19 protein-coding genes are annotated in these 15,274 nt (G+C 56.1%); 8 read left to right on the top strand and 11 right to left on the bottom strand.

Features of this window, described 5'->3' with window-relative positions; translation table 11 throughout:
• Window positions 1-9: 9 nt before the first annotated feature.
• The gene (locus EGO56_RS10515) at window positions 10-606 is read right to left on the bottom strand and encodes a TetR/AcrR family transcriptional regulator (RefSeq protein ID WP_135908988.1); all 597 of its coding nucleotides are present in this window, start codon (window positions 604-606) and stop codon (window positions 10-12) included.
• A 174-nt stretch (window positions 607-780) separates the two neighbouring features.
• Between EGO56_RS10515 and EGO56_RS10510 the strand changes: the two genes are divergently transcribed.
• The 4 genes from EGO56_RS10510 to EGO56_RS10495 all read left to right on the top strand — a co-directional run bounded on the left by EGO56_RS10510 (window position 781) and on the right by EGO56_RS10495 (window position 3,185).
• Entirely contained in the window at window positions 781-1,020 is a 240-nt protein-coding gene (locus tag EGO56_RS10510) for a DUF1289 domain-containing protein (protein ID WP_107320176.1), read from the top strand.
• Window positions 1,021-1,088: 68 nt separating this feature from the next.
• Window positions 1,089-1,985 (top strand): aldo/keto reductase, encoded by an 897-nt coding sequence (locus EGO56_RS10505; RefSeq protein WP_107319623.1) that lies wholly within the window; start codon window positions 1,089-1,091, stop codon window positions 1,983-1,985.
• A gap of 84 nt (window positions 1,986-2,069) precedes the next feature.
• A complete protein-coding gene (gene sodC, locus EGO56_RS10500; protein WP_135908986.1) occupies window positions 2,070-2,588 on the top strand; it encodes a superoxide dismutase family protein in 519 nt (172 codons plus the stop codon).
• A 129-nt stretch (window positions 2,589-2,717) separates the two neighbouring features.
• Window positions 2,718-3,185 (top strand): hypothetical protein, encoded by a 468-nt coding sequence (locus tag EGO56_RS10495; protein WP_135908984.1) that lies wholly within the window; start codon window positions 2,718-2,720, stop codon window positions 3,183-3,185.
• Here EGO56_RS10495 and EGO56_RS10490 read toward each other — a convergent pair whose 3' ends face one another.
• The 3 genes from EGO56_RS10490 to EGO56_RS10480 are packed head-to-tail and all read right to left on the bottom strand — an operon-like array spanning window position 3,186 to window position 6,282.
• Window positions 3,186-5,186, bottom strand: a complete 2,001-nt coding sequence (locus tag EGO56_RS10490; RefSeq protein ID WP_135908982.1) for an FUSC family protein — start codon at window positions 5,184-5,186, stop codon at window positions 3,186-3,188.
• Window positions 5,183-6,040 carry an efflux RND transporter periplasmic adaptor subunit gene (locus EGO56_RS10485; protein WP_135908980.1) on the bottom strand — a complete coding sequence of 286 codons (858 nt, stop codon included), beginning with the start codon at window positions 6,038-6,040 and terminating at the stop codon, window positions 5,183-5,185. The genes EGO56_RS10490 and EGO56_RS10485 overlap by 4 nt, the downstream gene beginning before the upstream one ends.
• Before the next feature lie 5 nt (window positions 6,041-6,045).
• Window positions 6,046-6,282 carry a DUF1656 domain-containing protein gene (locus EGO56_RS10480; protein ID WP_013357721.1) on the bottom strand — a complete coding sequence of 79 codons (237 nt, stop codon included), beginning with the start codon at window positions 6,280-6,282 and terminating at the stop codon, window positions 6,046-6,048.
• A gap of 150 nt (window positions 6,283-6,432) precedes the next feature.
• On the opposite strand from EGO56_RS10480, the gene slyA reads away from it, so the two are divergent.
• On the top strand, window positions 6,433-6,870 hold the full coding sequence (slyA, locus tag EGO56_RS10475; protein ID WP_010245551.1) for a transcriptional regulator SlyA: 438 nt from the start codon (window positions 6,433-6,435) through the stop codon (window positions 6,868-6,870).
• 40 nt (window positions 6,871-6,910) lie between these two features.
• Here the strand turns inward: slyA and slyB are convergent, their stop codons facing one another.
• On the bottom strand, window positions 6,911-7,378 hold the full coding sequence (gene slyB / locus EGO56_RS10470) for an outer membrane lipoprotein SlyB (RefSeq protein WP_013357722.1): 468 nt from the start codon (window positions 7,376-7,378) through the stop codon (window positions 6,911-6,913).
• 282 nt (window positions 7,379-7,660) lie between these two features.
• On the opposite strand from slyB, the gene anmK reads away from it, so the two are divergent.
• A complete protein-coding gene (gene anmK, locus EGO56_RS10465) occupies window positions 7,661-8,782 on the top strand; it encodes an anhydro-N-acetylmuramic acid kinase (RefSeq protein ID WP_135910560.1) in 1,122 nt (373 codons plus the stop codon).
• Between the two features lie 46 nt (window positions 8,783-8,828).
• Here anmK and EGO56_RS10460 read toward each other — a convergent pair whose 3' ends face one another.
• The 3 genes from EGO56_RS10460 to EGO56_RS10450 form a co-directional block, all read right to left on the bottom strand.
• Window positions 8,829-9,062: a DUF4060 family protein gene (locus EGO56_RS10460; protein ID WP_013357724.1), complete on the bottom strand. Its 234-nt coding sequence runs from the start codon at window positions 9,060-9,062 to the stop codon at window positions 8,829-8,831.
• A gap of 227 nt (window positions 9,063-9,289) precedes the next feature.
• Complete coding sequence (locus EGO56_RS10455) at window positions 9,290-10,501, bottom strand: diguanylate phosphodiesterase (protein WP_135908978.1); 1,212 nt, start codon at window positions 10,499-10,501, stop codon at window positions 9,290-9,292.
• Between the two features lie 103 nt (window positions 10,502-10,604).
• The gene (locus tag EGO56_RS10450; protein ID WP_135910559.1) at window positions 10,605-11,126 is read right to left on the bottom strand and encodes a GNAT family N-acetyltransferase; all 522 of its coding nucleotides are present in this window, start codon (window positions 11,124-11,126) and stop codon (window positions 10,605-10,607) included.
• A gap of 287 nt (window positions 11,127-11,413) precedes the next feature.
• Between EGO56_RS10450 and EGO56_RS10445 the strand changes: the two genes are divergently transcribed.
• Window positions 11,414-11,647 carry a hypothetical protein gene (locus EGO56_RS10445; RefSeq protein WP_041456831.1) on the top strand — a complete coding sequence of 78 codons (234 nt, stop codon included), beginning with the start codon at window positions 11,414-11,416 and terminating at the stop codon, window positions 11,645-11,647.
• Window positions 11,648-11,798: 151 nt separating this feature from the next.
• Here the strand turns inward: EGO56_RS10445 and EGO56_RS10440 are convergent, their stop codons facing one another.
• Both EGO56_RS10440 and EGO56_RS10435 read right to left on the bottom strand, forming a co-directional pair.
• Complete coding sequence (locus EGO56_RS10440; protein ID WP_135908977.1) at window positions 11,799-12,944, bottom strand: MFS transporter; 1,146 nt, start codon at window positions 12,942-12,944, stop codon at window positions 11,799-11,801.
• The gene (locus tag EGO56_RS10435) at window positions 12,941-13,480 is read right to left on the bottom strand and encodes a TetR/AcrR family transcriptional regulator (protein WP_135908975.1); all 540 of its coding nucleotides are present in this window, start codon (window positions 13,478-13,480) and stop codon (window positions 12,941-12,943) included. Before EGO56_RS10435 ends, EGO56_RS10440 begins: the two co-directional genes overlap by 4 nt.
• A 543-nt stretch (window positions 13,481-14,023) precedes the next feature.
• Here EGO56_RS10435 and EGO56_RS10430 point away from each other — a divergent pair.
• Window positions 14,024-14,299, top strand: coding sequence for a hypothetical protein (locus EGO56_RS10430; RefSeq protein WP_041456833.1), 276 nt, complete (start codon window positions 14,024-14,026; stop codon window positions 14,297-14,299).
• A gap of 99 nt (window positions 14,300-14,398) precedes the next feature.
• On the opposite strand, the gene budC is transcribed toward EGO56_RS10430, so the two are convergent.
• Entirely contained in the window at window positions 14,399-15,163 is a 765-nt protein-coding gene (budC, locus tag EGO56_RS10425; protein WP_135908971.1) for a meso-2,3-butanediol dehydrogenase, read from the bottom strand.
• Between the last annotated feature and the right edge of the window lie 111 nt (window positions 15,164-15,274).

Here is a 15,274-nt window from a genome sequence, read left to right as displayed (position 1 = left end):
TTTTAAAAATCAGTGGCTTTTAAGCCACTGTTCGATGGTACTCAGTGCCAGACGCAGTGGCTGCGCCTCGCGGGAAATTTTGCTCTGCAGACTGGCGCCAAGCCACAGCAGCGACAGCAACTCTGCCATCTGCGCGGGGGGCTGCGGCAGGCTCAGCGACTCCTGCTGCTCTGCGGCAATCAGCGTCCGGGCATAGAGCGCGGTAATCTTTCCTGCACCCTGCTGCAGTGCATCACGCATCGGCTCAGAGAGATCGCAGACCTCAGCAGAAACTTTGACGCCCAGACAACCGACAATGTGTCCCTGCTGCACAAACAGCTCAACCGCAGCACGAAAATGATTTAGCAGACGTTCACGCGATGTGCCGTCTGTCTGGTTGAGCTGTAACTCAACATCCTGCAGATAACGCGCAAAGTAGCGTTCCAGTAACGCCACGCCAAACGCCTCTTTAGAGCGGAAATAGTAGTAGAAGGAGCCTTTCGGCACCGCCGCCTGCGTCAGCAGTTCGCTGAGGCCCATTCCGGTAAAGCCGCGTTGCAGACAGAGCTGTTCACCTGTCTGGAGCAGGTGTTCACGGGTTTCATTGCGTTGTAGCGTCTTATTCATGGCAGAGAGAGTAGTAGACCGGTTGGTCTAATGCAACGCTGCACCGTGCATTTGGCACAGAGTGTTCACTCACCCGTGAGAGAAAAGGATAATTCTGACGGGGCAAAGCTTAATTCCTGCGCATCCAGGCTACGCTTTTTACTGGACTGTTTATTCTGTTAATCCGGAGTCATGGTGGCCGAGCAGCTTGAGTTTTTCCCGGTTCCCAGCCCCTGTCGCGGCATCTGCCAGACCGATGCGCGCGGCTACTGCCTGGGATGTTTACGCAGCCGCGATGAGCGGTTCAACTGGCTGCGCTTCAGCGATGCGCAAAAGCGGGAAGTCATTCGTCTCTGTCAGCAGCGTCGTCTGCGCCTGCAGCGGCAGCAGAAAGGCGAGGAGCCACCCGAGCCACAACAGCCGGAGTTATTCTGACGACTTTCCGCTTTCCGTTATACTCTCTGACACACTAATTACAGCCAACGCGCAACAGGGAGAACGTCATGTTAGAACCGCAGGCCATCGCTTTACAGGGCCCCGATTTTTCACCGCTGGTTATGGGGTACTGGCGTCTGATGGAGTGGGGCATGTCGCCGCAGGAGCGGGTTGCGTTTATTGAGCACCATCTGAGGCTCGGCATTACCACCGTTGACCATGCTGACATTTACGGCGACTACCAGTGTGAGGCGGCCTTTGGCGAGGCGCTAAAGCTGGCTCCCGGACTGCGCGATCAGCTTCAGATTGTGACCAAATGCGGCATTGCCACCCGCGCCCGGCCTGAACATCAGATTGGCCACTACATTACCGACAAAAATCATATCCTGCAGAGTGCTGAAAACTCGCTGCGCCATTTCCACACCGATCGTCTCGACCTGCTGCTGATCCATCGCCCCGATCCGCTGATGGCGGCTGACGAAGTGGCTGAAGCCTTTATGGCACTTCATCAAAGCGGCAAGGTGCTGCATTTTGGCGTCTCGAATTTCACACCATCCCAGTTTTCACTGCTGCAATCCCGTCTGCCGTTCTCGCTGGTCACGAATCAGCTGGAGATTTCACCCGTGCAGCAGAGCGTACTGCTGGATGGATCGCTGGATCAGTGCCAGCAACTGCGCATTCGTCCGATGGCCTGGTCCTGTCTCGGCGGCGGACGTCTGTTCAACGATCCTCACTTCCAGCCCCTGCGTAATGAACTGGAGGTGGTGCGGCAGGAAACCGGTGCCACCAGTCTGGAGCAGGTGGTCTATGCCTGGATACTGATGCTGCCGTCGCGGCCTCTGCCGATCATCGGCTCAGGCAAAGCAGCGCGCGTCAGCGAAGCCGCCGGAGCACTGGATTTATCCCTGTCGCGGCAGCAGTGGTTCCGTATTCGCAAAGCGGCGCTGGGATTTGATGTGCCCTGAAGCGTAAAACTGCGTCAATCTTCGGCAAAATAGTGCAACAGCGACCAGACTTATCTCAAACCCTGGGATACAAATGGAGTCACCATGAAAATGAAAGCAGTTGCGCTTTTTGCGCTGATCGCCTGCGGCTCAGCACAGGCTGCCAGCGAGCAGGTTACAATCCATCAGGTTACCGCTGAAGGGATTGGCAAATCGCTAGGCACCGTTAAGATTGACGAGACCCAGTATGGTCTGCAGTTTACGCCGGACCTGCAGGGACTGAAGCCGGGCATTCACGGTTTTCATGTCCATGCTAAAGGCAGCTGTGAGCCGGGTGAATCTGAGGGGAAAGTGGTCGCCGCCGGTGCGGCTGGCGGTCACCTGGATCCGGCTAACAGCGGCAAACATCTGGGGCCGTATGCTGAAGGTCACCTGGGCGACCTGCCCGCGATCTATGTCGATGAGAAAGGCAGTGCCACCTATCCGGTGCTGGCGCCACGGCTGAAGTCGTTAAAAGAGATCAAAGGCAAAACGCTGATGGTGCATGCCGGCGGAGATAATCATGCTGATCATCCTGCACCGCTGGGCGGCGGCGGGGCGCGTTATGCCTGCGGCGTTATCTGAATTTCCGGGCGGCAGGCGATAGCCGCCCTTTTTATCCCGCCTGTTTATGAATTGTTATACCATCCCCGTCATTTCCCCCCTATGATATTGATTCAGGTAAGAAAGCGTGATGAGGAAAGGAGCGGGAAAATGAAACTCAAGGGTGCATTACTGCTGTGTCTGCTGCTGGTGGGATGCGATAAACCCAATGATACGCAGCTGGTCACTGAAACCGGACGGGAGCTTCAGCGCACCATTGATACCAGCAAGATGCGTGTCACCTGTGAAAAGATCGCCAAAGGTCGTGAATGGCTCAGTCGCAACATGGTGCGCAAGCTGGAAGCGCAGGGGTGCGATCAGGTTTTTCGCAGCGCCACTGAAACCAATTTCACTGACACCACGATCTATCGTCGCACCATGACCATGGTGTGCGGCGGCATTCACGGCCAGAGTTTCACCGGCACCGAACTGACGCGTCGCTTTATCTTCTCACCTGATGAGAAAGCGCTGGTGATTGAACCGATGACCGAGATGGATAAAACCCGCTTCGAGGGCCATAAAACGCTGCAACAGCTGCAGGATGATTTTAACCGGCAACAGCAGCAGTATTGCCAGTAATCACTCCGGCACAGCCTGCTTCAGCTGTGCCAGCGAACAGCGTAATCGCCAGATAATCCCCGCCAGTTCGCTGGCCTCATTGTTTTGCAGCGCCAGTAACGCGGTAATGGTCGCTTCCAGTTCCGTCAGCATCTGATCCAGCGAACTGTGCCGTACGCCGCGGCTGCTGATAATCTGCTGTAAATTTTGCAGGCTGTTATCGCGAAACGCCATCAGCGTTGCTGAACCGGCGCGCCATTCACGCAGCTGCCAGACGATATGCGAACAGTTGAGCAGCACCACGCCCCAGCGCAGAAGCCAGACGCGCGCCTGCTCATCCCGGCTATGGCTGAGCTGGCTGATGCGATGATAAATCTGCGATTCAAAGCGGCTCTCGCTGAGCCGGGGTCGTTGCCGCAGCTGATCGAGAAACGCCAGCCGCAGTGCCCGGATATGCCGCCGGCTGCGCCGCGCATCGGAGCTGGGCCGCAGAATCTGAAACGCCAGCCAGGCGAGCAGCACTCCGCAGACTTTGGCGATGTTATCGTTAAAAAAGTCCTGATAATCCCAGGTGGGTGGGTTAGTCACCGCGATAAACGAGCCCATAAAGACGATGAACTGCCCCCATATCCCGGCGCGCTGTTTCTGCTGCAGCTTGAAGAGTTGCAGCGTCACCAGCAGCGGAAACAGAAACAGTAAAAACGGCCATAGCTGACCGATCTGCACCATCAGTCCAAACTTCATCACAAAACTAAATGCAAACAGCCACAGCAGCGTTTTCAGCAGCAGCGTCACGCTGCCGCCGGGTGAGGGAGCAGAGGCATAGAGCACGCAGGCAATGGCGGTCAGGGTGAGCGCCGAGGCTCCGGAAGACCATTGCGTGTTAATCCAGAAGGCGCAGCCCAGGACGATCACGCAGAAGGTGCGCAGGGCGCTCCAGCCCGCTTCGGCACTGTCACTGTCACGCGCCAGCGCCGGAACCGGCGGCGGCTGAAAACGGGTATCGGCATCGGCGCGATCCAGCAGGCGGATCCAGCGCAGCACGTTGAGGTACATCCAGCAGAAGTAGCGCAGCCGCTGACAAAAGGCGCGCTGCCGGTAGTCGCCATCCGCTGCGGGTGTCACGCTGCGCAGGATTTGCGCCAGTCGATATTTATCACATGCCGGTTTTGCCAGCTCCGCCAGCAGTTGCTGCAGCGCCTCAAACAGCGCCTCTGGCGCGTCAGGCCAGTTGAGCAGCATGCGGCGCAGGCTGGAGAGCACGCTGGTAAGTCGCAGCTGCTGGTGCAGCACATAGTTCAGGACGTTGTTCTGTCGGCGAAAACGGTAGTGGCTCCAGAACGCCTGAATGCGCAGCAGGTTCATGGTGAGGATCTGGCTGATGACGTTTTCATGTGCGGTGCGAATGGTATCGCTGGCCGAGGGCTGCAGCAGTAATACCGCATGTTCCAGCAATCGCGCATGCATCTGTTTCAGGGAGGTAATCAGCGTTTCGCCATCGGAGGTGCTTGGCAGCACCATCATCATCAAACCGGCGCAGAGAATACCGGAGATTACCTCACAGACGCGTGCCTGGGCGATCGTCCACAGCGAGGTGATATCAGTGATATTGACGCTGCTGAAGGCGATAATAGCGGCGGTGTAACCCGCCAGCGAAAAGGCGTAGGCGACATTGTTCTGGTAGTGGTTTGCAATGCCGGTGCAGAGCGCAAGCCAGCCGGCAATCGCAAAGGTAAACAGCCAGGGCTCATTCAGGGTATGTCCGGCAATCAACAGCGCGGCGGTGGCCCCGAGCAGACTGCCGACGATGCGGCCCAGACTTTTACCGATCGCGCCGCCCACGGTAGGAAAGCTGATCACGGCGGCGGAGGTCATCGCCCAGTAAGGCTCATCAAGATCCAGGCCATAGGCGATGCTCAGCGCCAGACACATCGCGATAGCATTCCGCAACGCATAGCGCCACTGACCGCCGTTCGCCTTAATCCAGGGCAGTTGATCCCAGGCCAGCCACTGAACATTCATGGCTGGATTGTGATGGTGCAACTGGTGCCCGCAACCAGGCTGGCATCAGCCGGGAGCGGATCGAGACGAATGCGCACCGGCACCCGCTGCGCCAGCCGCACCCAGGGCACGTTGGGTTTGATATCGGGCACCAGACCGCTGTCGGTCTCAATGCTCTGGTCATAGATAGCGCGGCCAATACTGTCCACCTGGCCCTGCAGCCGCATGCCATTGCTGTAGAGCACCACCTGAGCCGCCGCGCCAGCGTGAATATGGCGCAGCTTGGTCTCTTCAAAATAGCCCATGACGTAGTAAGAGTGGCTGTCGACCAGCGCAAACAGGGGCGACCCCGCTGTCGCATAGTTGCCGGGACGAAGCGTCAGATTGGTGATCCAGCCATCTGTCGGTGCGGTCAGCGTTGTCTGCTGCAGATTCCAGCGTGCCCGCTCCAGCTCCGCCTGCGCGGCTTTGGCACTGGCGGCGGCGGCTTCTGCGCTTAAGCGTGCCGCATCCAGATCCTCGGCGGAGATGATGTTACGCGGCAGGCTGCTGCGCCGGTGATATTCATGCTGCGCTTTCGCCAGGTCCGCCTGCGCTTTGCTGAGCTGGGCGGCAGCGTTGTCGAGTGCAATCTGCCATGGCACCGGGTCCAGCGTTAACAGCAGCTGGCCCTGATGCACGAACTGATTGTCTCTGACCTTCAGTTGCGTAATCCGGCCCGACACCTGAGGCGTAATATCCACCAGTTCTGCCCGCACTTTCCCGTCACGCGTCCAGGGCGACTGCATGTAGTAGTTCCACAGCCAGCCACCGGCCAGCAGCGCCAGCGCAAACACAATCAGCGTTGAAAAGTATTTTACCGCGTTAAATTTCATATCGATTATCCGTGACCGATGAGCCAGAGTGCGGCGGTAACGCACAGCACAAACAGGGAGAGATCAAACAGGGTGGGATGCCAGACGTCGCCGGAGTAGATCCAGCCGCGTACCAGCGGGTGAATCAGCAGCCAGAAAAAGAAGCCGAGCAGCACCGCTTTGAAAATCGGCGGGAAAAAAAGCGAGGCGCCCACGACCAGATCGGTTAGCGGTTTCGCACCTGAAAAAGCAGGAGTGAGCACGTGATAACATCCTTCGTTAACCCAAACGGCAGACTGAACGCGCTGCCGCGTAATCCTAGCCTGGTCCGGGATTTGTAATTTGTCCTGTAAACTCGCAGAATAGTGTAAAATCTGGCTTGATAGCTAGCAAGCTAATTATAAGGAGATGAAATGGATACGCCCCTCGGAACGGATTTATCTCGCCTGGTGCGCATCTGGCGCGCGTTGATTGATCAGCGGCTCAAGCCGCTTGAGCTGACTCAGACTCACTGGGTGACGTTGCACAATATTCATCAACTGCCGCCCGAACAGTCGCAGATTCAGTTAGCCAAGGCGATTGGTATTGAACAGCCTTCACTGGTGCGGACGCTGGATCAACTGGAAGAGAAAGGATTGATTACCCGTTCGACCTGCGCCAACGATCGTCGCGCCAAGCGCATTAAGCTGACGCAGCAGGCGGAGCCGATTATCGAACAGGTTGAGAGTGTGATTGATGAGACGCGGGATGACATTCTGTCCGGCATCAGTCGGGAAGAGATTAGTCAGATGGTGACGCTGATCGCCCGGCTTGAGAAAAACATTCTCGAACTTCAGCACAAAGAGAAATAAAAAAACCGACGCCCGGGCGTCGGTTTTTTGTTTTGCAGCATTAGCGAGGTGAAACCGTCACCTGGCTGCCGTTGGACGCCATAACAACACGCTGGCCAACAGAGTAACGCGAGGCGGCCTGTTTCTGAACCACCATGATGGTGTTGCCATCATCCTTACGGATTTCCAGCTCAACGCCATCGGTTTTATTGATTGCGCCCTGAACACCCTGGCCTGCTACGCCACCCAGAACCGCACCACCGGCTGTTGCCAGGCTACGTCCGGTGCCGCCACCAATGGTGTTACCCAGGAAGCCACCCAGCACCGCACCACCGATTGCACCGATGACGTTGCTCTCATCACCGCCCTGGATTTTCACCGGACGCACAGAGACTAACGTACCGTACGACACGCTCTGCACCTGCTTGGCTTCACTGGCACTGTAGGTGTCACCCGACAGCGTACTGGTATTGCTACAACCTGCCAGCATCGCACCGGCCAGAGCGACCACAATTACACGCTTAATCATTTGAAACTCCTTTAGTCGAGAAGGCGCCACGTTTATCGCTATATCCTGCACACAGTATAAGACACAAAACTGGCAAATTAATCCCTGTCCGAATAAAACACGGTTGGACGAAGCATAGACTATGTAAGATCAACAATAATTCAATCGTCGTTTAAAAATAGTCCCGTCACGTTACGGGTCAGCACGATCGGATAAAAAGAATTTAATCATAGAATTAGCGATCATTATTTGTCAGGCTAGCCGCAGATGAATCGCACTTCCCGCCGGAAGTAAGGAATGGTTATGAAATCAGGACGCTATATCGGGGTAATGTCAGGCACCAGCCTGGATGGCGTGGATGTGGTGCTGGCCGCCATTGATGAGAATATGGTGGCGCAGCAGGCAAGTTACTGCCATCCGATGCCACCTGCGCTGCGTCAGGCCATTCTGGAGATTTGCCAGGGACAGTCCCTGACCCTGTCACAGCTCGGCCAGCTTGATACCCGCCTCGGCCAGCTCTTCGCTGAAGCCGTGTTGACATTAATGAAGCGCGAATCGCTGGAGGCCAGCGATATCACGGCGATTGGCTGTCATGGTCAGACCGTCTGGCATGAGCCCCAGAGTGACGCGCCAAATACGCTGCAGATTGGTGACAATAATCAGATCGTCGCGGCAACCGGCGTCACCGTGGTGGGTGATTTCCGCCGCCGTGACATGGCGCTGGGCGGGCAGGGCGCGCCGCTGGTGCCTGCTTTTCATCAGGCGCTGCTGATGGATGCCGCAGAACGCCGCATGGTGCTGAATATTGGTGGCATCGCCAATCTCTCGCTGCTGATCCCTGGACAGGCGGTGCGCGGCTTCGATACCGGTCCCGGCAATATGCTGATGGACGCCTGGATATGGCGCAATCAGGGTCAGCCTTATGACAAAGATGCGCAGTGGGCGCGCAGCGGCTCGGTGATCCCGGCTCTGCTGGAGGCGCTGTTGCGCGAACCCTGGTTTGCGTTGCCGCCGCCGAAGAGCACCGGGCGCGAACACTTCAATCTGGGCTGGCTGGAGCAGCATCTGCGCTATTTCCCGGGTCTGGCACCGCAGGATGTGCAGGCCACGCTGGTAGAGCTGACCGCCATCACTATTACACAGCAGGTGTTACTCAATGATGGCTGCGATCGTCTGCTGGTGTGCGGCGGCGGCAGTCGCAATCCGCTGCTGATGGCGCGGCTGGCAGCACACCTTCCCGGAACGGAAGTGGCGACCACCGATGCGGCGGGTATCAGTGGTGATGACATGGAAGCGCTGGCGTTTGCCTGGCTGGCGTTTCGTACGCTCTCCGGTCTGCCGGGCAATCTGCCTGCGGTGACGGGCGCACGGGAGAAAAGCGTGATAGGCGCAATTTATCCGGCCAATTCCCTCTACCGGCGTTAAGCGGGGATGCGGGGACAGTATGCCCCCGCAGGCGAGCAGGCGGCCGTCAGGCAGCGCCGGAGAGATGCGTCAGATTACGAACCCCGGTAATCACCGTGGCAACCATGGTTTCACGTCGGGTAATCACCTCAACCTGATAAAACCGGCTGCGGTAGGCGATGGAATAGATGATGGGATGGTACTTATTACCTTCACCGTAGCGGGCGTAGTGCGCTTCGAGCGCACGGGTCGCTGCCAGAATATGGGAGGGTTCTTTATCACCGCGGATGATTTGCTTCATTCAGTTCCTCAAATGCTGTCCCTGGAGTCACGTCGCACGCATGGCGCGTAGCGCTGGCCTAAACACTGAACATCTGACTGCTAAACATTTAATCACTGATGGGGTCATGACTGACTGTGACGCGGGAAGATGACAGAAAGATGATCCTCCGGCGCTGTTAATTATTTAGCAGCCGCCGGGTGATCCAGCAAGGCAGGGAGGCGTAAAATCATCCAAATCGCAGGAGGTTAAATCAGCTCTGGCCAGGCCACGGCCGCAACGCCATTCAGTTCAGGCTCAGAGAACAGGAATCCCTGGAACTGGGTTACGCCCGCGGCTTCCAGCCACATCCACTCTTCCGGTTGTTCAATGCCTTCGGCGATCACACCAATCTCCAGTGAGGCGCAGCATTTCAGAATGGCATGGATGATCGCCTGTTTCGGCCCACTTTTATGCACGTCAGAGATGATGGCGCGATCGATCTTAATTTTGTCGGGCTGAATGCGGGTCAGTAGCGACAGCCCGGCAAATCCGGCACCGAAATCATCCAGCGCCAGGCTGATACCGGCCGCTTTCAGCTGCCTGATGGCGGCTTCAAACGCTTCCGGCTGCGAGATGATTTCATTCTCGGTGAACTCAACCATGACCTGCTCGGGCACCAGCCCCTGGGCAGCAATCTCATCCAGCAAAAAGGGGACGGCGTCGGGCACTTCTACCAGCGTCATCGGCAGCAGATTGATCGACAGGGTCATCCCCTCAATCCCCAGCTTCTTCGCCTGAGCAAAAGCGATCTTTTTCGACTGCAGATCGACCTGATAAAGCTGCTCGCGTGTCAGTCGGGCAAAATAGTCGAGCGGCGATTCTCCCTGCGGACCGCGCAGCAGTGCTTCCAGTGAAACGATCTCGCAGGCGAAGGGATCAACAATAGGCTGAAACGCAAAGCTGACTTCATCCGTAGCCACCAGCGCCGCATCGCCTTCGCGCTGCTCTGTCTCATCGCGAATAAACGTCCAGCCGCCTGCTGCAGGGATCTCGAAATAGTTCTCTTTTTCGCGTGCTTCTACAAAGGTGCGCAGGAACTGCAGTGCGCGATCGGCATAGGTCATCTGATATTTCGTGGTGCATTTTGCCAGCACTGACTCCAGCACGGTTTCCTGATCGTGCAGACGCAGATCGAAGAGCTCCATACCAACATGACCAAAACGTCGCGCCGGGGCGTAATCGCGCAGCAGTTCGACCAGATTGTGGTGGCGCGGATCCTGGCAAATCCGGCTATAGACCGCCTTTACCGCCGCCTCCGGGCCTTCCAGAAGCTGGAAAAAATGCGTGCCATTGAACAGTAAAATTCCGGTGACACTGGACGATTTGTTGATTTTATTCGCTTTCCGCGCCAAATCATTCAGGGTCTCGAGCTGCACATGTTCAGTGATGTGGCTGCGATAGATGATTGTCGACAACATAAAGGTTTCCGGAATTTTTTATTTTTTGTTAAGGCACCTTACCAGAAGCTTATCCTGGGGAAAACGAGGGCCAGTATGACTTTCTTAATCTGACGCTAATATTTTAGTCTACTGGCGGCGTGGTATCGCCTGTTCCCAGATAACGTTGCATAAAAACGGTATCCAGCCAGCGGCCCTGTTTAAACCCCACCGAGCGCAGGATACCTGTCATCTCAAATCCTGCTGCCTGGTGCACGGCAATCGAACCCCGGTTCTCGCTGTCGCCGACGTTGGCGATCAGCTGGCGGTAGCCTTTCTGCTCCGCCCACTGGATGGCATGCTCCAGCAGACGTGAACCGGCACCGCGCTTCTGAAAGCCGGGGTCAATATAAATCGAGTCTTCCAGCGTATGGCGGTAGGCGTGGCGCGGGCGGTAAGGTGCCAGATAGCAAAATCCACGTACGTCGCCGTCGCTGACAGCAATGAACCACGGCAGCCCCGCCTGCTGTATCTTACGCATCCGCTCGCCCATTTCTGCAGCGTCAGGGGGCACGGTCTCAAATGAGCCGGTGCCGTTAAGGACATGCCAGGCGTAAATCTGCTGAATCGCCGGGATGTGGCGTTCATCTGCATCAAAAATTTCCATCATGAGGTTTGCCCTGATCGTCTGCACCTGTTGAAAAACAACGGTATAGCGGGCGCTCAGAGCGCGCAATATAAATCTCGTGCGCGTCAGCAATTTTATTACGGGCGCTTCCTCCAGGACTATTCCTGGTGAAAAGGGAATAGTTATCCCCGCCGGTTGAGTCCCGCTTCTGAATGGCGGTTAAGCCTATTCTGAAAACAGCGTCAGCCGGATGATCCGCTCCGGAGTTAAGGCTATTATCTGTGCCGTTCCGATAGGGTGAATTAATTAACGGGAGGCGCAGCGTGATGCGATTTGTTGATTTTCTGAATAGTAAGCAGGGGCTGCGTGCAGCACGAAATCACTGCTTCGAATTAAATGGCGTCGTGCTGGGCCATTTTACGGCGTTATTCCTGCAGGATAACCAGATTATTTTTACCAAAGATGGTAAGCAGTGTGCGGTGCCTTATTATCTGGGTCCCGCTGAAGATTTACTTCAGCAGAAGGTGAATCCACGGATTAAAAATATCCGCGCGATCTGAAAAGCTTCAGTGCGGCCTTTATCCGCTTAATTATAAAAGTGACATTTTCATTTCTGATGAGCCGGGCAGTTCTGTTTCACGCTGTCGGGTAAATAACATTATCAGTTAATTCCCGCCACGCTTTACGACGATGTTCGTTATTTACGGCCTATTAATCTGATGCTTCACTATTATGCGACGGTGTAATAAACAGCAGGAGCAGGGCGCTGAGCGCAAACAGCGTTAATGCCGTACCGGCACCCAGCGCGGCGTAAAGCTGACCAAACAGCAGAGAGCCCGCAACCTGACCGACTGCCAGCATAAAAAACAGGATACCGACGCCTGTCGCGGGCTCTTCAGCCGTGGCCTGTGCTCCCCATACCAGCAATACGCCCGACAGCGTCACGTATCCTGCGCCGCAGCAGGCCACCGCAACCAGTAAACCGGTAGATTCACCGTGACTGAAGGCCAGAACCAGCAGTGGCAATGCCATTCCGCACAGTGACAGCCGGTAAACCGCGTTCAGCCCGATACGGGCAGCGACCGGGCCGGTTGCTGCACCCACAATGCCTGCACCTCCGGCAACCAGCCAGAGTAAACGGGCGGTCTCTGCATCAACGCCGACATGCTGGCGCAGCAGCGCCGACCCAAAGCTCCACCAGGCCGCACTGACCAGACCTGAAACCAGCGCTATGGCCATCAGCCGGCGCATAGCGCGACGGTATAGACGCTGGTGCCAGCGTCGCGCTTTAGCAGCGCTGCCGGCAGCATGAACCGACAGCACGCGCATCACCGGTAGCAGACAGGCCAGTGACAGCAGGGCGAATAGCAGGCAGGCGGCCCGCCATCCGCCTGGCAGCACGCTCAGGATCACCACGGTCAGAATGATACCGGCGCTGGTGCCGGCGTTGATCAGGGTATTGATGCGCGGCTGATCGGCAGCCGCAATCCGGTTACTGACAGCCGCGGCCAGAGCAGGCGAGGCCAGCCCTGAACTCAATCCGGCAACAAACAGTCCTGTCGCCAGCAGTAGCGGTGAGGAGGCGCAGGCAAGCAGCAGCAGCCCTGCTGCGGCACTCAGGGCCGCCAGCAGGGCGGTCAGTCGGGCACCATAGCGGTCTGCCAGTGCGGCCGCGGTGAGAATAGTGAGGCAGTAGGCCACAAAGCTGCAGGCTGACAGCAAGCCCGCCTGCTGCGGGCTGAACGGGATATCGGTTGAGATCGAAGGCAGCATCAATCCCCACGAGAAGCGCGCCATGCCGTAAGTCACAGCAATCAGGCTAAAGCCGGTCAGCGCCAGCGCGGCGGGTGACCTCATCTGACCGCACCACGCTGCAATAACTGGCTGGCGACCTGTGCCGCCTGTCGTACAGCGGCAGGACCGGTAATCAGCGCGGTGGTAATCGCTCCCTCAAAGAGTATCCAGATGGCATCACTCAGCTGCTGATTAACGTCGCCGCCCAGATGCGTCACGCATTGCGTAATGTAAGCGCGCATCGTGGCGCGAAAGGCCAGTGCCTGAGATGCCAGCCCGCTATCCCGCTCGGCATATTCCCCCCAAGCTTTCAGAAAGAAGCAGCCACGCGCGCCGTTTAACGTCGTCCACTCACCCAGCACCATAAACAGATGGGCGATTGCCTCAGGCTGTTGCGCTGGCAGCAACTCCGCCATAAAGCGCTGCTCGCGGGCGTCAAGCACCGCGGCGGTAAGTGCTTCGCGGGAGGCGAAATGATGATAAAGCGTGCGTGTCGAAACGCCCGCTTCGCGACAGAGTTGATCGGTACTGGTGGCGTGAAAGCCGTGGGTATAGAAGAGCCGCTCGGCGGCCTGAAGGATATCATCTCTCTTTTTCATTCTTTAAAAGTAAACCGATCGTTTTACTTTTTCAAGCCAGTCGCCGTTAATTACGCCCGCCGTTATTGATAAACCCCCGACTCTGCATGTCTTAGCGCTTCGCTAAACGAGAAGCGCTCTGCCGCGTTCACGCTTTTTCAGCCTCAGTTTATCAATACTCATAAGTACCCCTGCGGCGGTTAATGTCGTTTGTTGCGGCTCTAATCATAACTGCCGTAACATATCTGGCCGTTTACAGCGGAAGTCTAATCAACCTTCTGTTTTGTAACGATTAATCTGAATTTAATTTTTTTACTGATGCATTAGTACCTTAAATGAAAGCGGGGCTGGAAACCGGGACGGGAACGTTAAGCGCGCTGAATGACTGAAGCGATACCAGGGGCCGAAAAGGGCATATTCTCAAAGTCGGTTTGAGTTACGCAATAAAGTGGTTTTAGGGATAATTCTCAGTTAGTTTAATAAAGCTTCAGATTACAAATAAAACCTCTTACGAATTTTGGTTCGTTTTTTACGACACATACAGCAACTATCAGGATGACTACCATGCTCAAAGCCAGCTATTATTATCTGTGCCCGCGTCCCATGGGTGGATGGATTTTACACAAAGAAGGTTGCGTTAATCTGTCAAAGAACGATAAACGCGTTTTTATTGGTTCGCTTTATACCCGACAGCAGGCGCTGGCGGTGGCGAAAGTCCATCACGCTAATGCCATATTGTGTAATGCCTGCCTGAGCACCTTTATTTGCCCGACCAGTACCAGTACGGCAATTAAACCGGCGCGCGCGGCAACGCCAACCCGCCATACGCCAAAACATTAATTCACTGAAATTAAATGGCAGCAGTAAAAGAGAATAAAGGGAATTAACACGGCGGGGCGTTCAGAATAAAAAAGGCAGCGTAATACGCTGCCCTGATACTTATGCCTGTTTAGGCTGGCCATTTGAGGCGGTAAGTCCGCCATCAACCGGCAGATTGACGCCGGTAATATAACTGGCTTCATTGCTGGCAATAAAAAGAATTGCACGAGCGATATCATCCGCTTCACCGGCACGACGCAGCGGAATGCGATCGTAAAAACGCTCCAGCAGTTCCTGATCCTGTTTGGCATCTTCGGTCAGATCGGTAAAGGTGAAACCGGGGCAGATGGCATTGACCCGCACGCCATCCGCACCGTAATCCATCGCCAGCGCACGGGTGAAGTTAGTAATCGCCCCTTTAGCGGCGTTGTAGATGCTCATACCCCAGTCACCGCCTAAGCCGGAAACGGAGGAAATGTTGACGACGTTACCTTTGCTCTTCAGCAGCGCTGGCATGAAGTAGTGAACACCGTGGAAAACGCCATCAAGGTCAGTTTTCATCAGGGTTTTCCATGCGTCGAGGTCGACTTCATGGATACGGCCCTGCACGATAACGCCTGCATTATTCACCAGCACGTCGACACGGCCATACTTCTTCAGCACCGTTTCTGACAGCTGTTTAACCTGTCCGGCCTCTGAGACGTCGCAGGCCGCCACCAGATGATCGCCCGCCGTCATTTCAGCCAGCGTCTTTTCCAGTTTCTGGCGGGTGCGTCCCACCAGCACCACGGATGCCCCTTCTTCAGCGAAACGCTTCGCGCTGGCTTCGCCAATGCCGGATCCGGCACCTGTCACAACCACAACTTTCTGTGTAAATCTGGACATTATGCCTCCTTATCAGCATCAATTGTTACTGTTAACAACCGGTTAAGCCTGGCAGCGATCGGCAAAAAAACAAGCGCAGCGCGAAATGCGCTGCGCCTGATGCCGGATTGT

This window comes from Pantoea vagans, from assembly GCF_004792415.1.
Taxonomy (GTDB): domain Bacteria; phylum Pseudomonadota; class Gammaproteobacteria; order Enterobacterales; family Enterobacteriaceae; genus Pantoea; species Pantoea vagans.
The sequence above is the reverse complement of the archived record's forward strand: the minus strand, read 5'-3'. Positions and strand labels throughout refer to the sequence as shown.

Excerpts from the sequence above, each read along its gene's own strand:
- EGO56_RS10515 (WP_135908988.1), bottom strand. The coding sequence starts at position 606 with ATGAATAAGACGCTACAACGCAATGAAACCCGTGAACACCTGCTCCAG.
- EGO56_RS10505 (WP_107319623.1), top strand. The coding sequence starts at position 1,089 with ATGTTAGAACCGCAGGCCATCGCTTTACAGGGCCCCGATTTTTCACCG.
- sodC (WP_135908986.1), top strand. The coding sequence starts at position 2,070 with ATGAAAATGAAAGCAGTTGCGCTTTTTGCGCTGATCGCCTGCGGCTCA.
- EGO56_RS10495 (WP_135908984.1), top strand. The coding sequence starts at position 2,718 with ATGAAACTCAAGGGTGCATTACTGCTGTGTCTGCTGCTGGTGGGATGC.
- EGO56_RS10490 (WP_135908982.1), bottom strand. The coding sequence starts at position 5,186 with ATGAATGTTCAGTGGCTGGCCTGGGATCAACTGCCCTGGATTAAGGCG.
- EGO56_RS10485 (WP_135908980.1), bottom strand. The coding sequence starts at position 6,040 with ATGAAATTTAACGCGGTAAAATACTTTTCAACGCTGATTGTGTTTGCG.
- slyA (WP_010245551.1), top strand. The coding sequence starts at position 6,433 with ATGGATACGCCCCTCGGAACGGATTTATCTCGCCTGGTGCGCATCTGG.
- slyB (WP_013357722.1), bottom strand. The coding sequence starts at position 7,378 with ATGATTAAGCGTGTAATTGTGGTCGCTCTGGCCGGTGCGATGCTGGCA.
- anmK (WP_135910560.1), top strand. The coding sequence starts at position 7,661 with ATGAAATCAGGACGCTATATCGGGGTAATGTCAGGCACCAGCCTGGAT.
- EGO56_RS10460 (WP_013357724.1), bottom strand. The coding sequence starts at position 9,062 with ATGAAGCAAATCATCCGCGGTGATAAAGAACCCTCCCATATTCTGGCA.
- EGO56_RS10455 (WP_135908978.1), bottom strand. The coding sequence starts at position 10,501 with ATGTTGTCGACAATCATCTATCGCAGCCACATCACTGAACATGTGCAG.
- EGO56_RS10450 (WP_135910559.1), bottom strand. The coding sequence starts at position 11,126 with ATGGAAATTTTTGATGCAGATGAACGCCACATCCCGGCGATTCAGCAG.
- EGO56_RS10445 (WP_041456831.1), top strand. The coding sequence starts at position 11,414 with ATGCGATTTGTTGATTTTCTGAATAGTAAGCAGGGGCTGCGTGCAGCA.
- EGO56_RS10440 (WP_135908977.1), bottom strand. The coding sequence starts at position 12,944 with ATGAGGTCACCCGCCGCGCTGGCGCTGACCGGCTTTAGCCTGATTGCT.
- EGO56_RS10435 (WP_135908975.1), bottom strand. The coding sequence starts at position 13,480 with ATGAAAAAGAGAGATGATATCCTTCAGGCCGCCGAGCGGCTCTTCTAT.
- EGO56_RS10430 (WP_041456833.1), top strand. The coding sequence starts at position 14,024 with ATGCTCAAAGCCAGCTATTATTATCTGTGCCCGCGTCCCATGGGTGGA.
- budC (WP_135908971.1), bottom strand. The coding sequence starts at position 15,163 with ATGTCCAGATTTACACAGAAAGTTGTGGTTGTGACAGGTGCCGGATCC.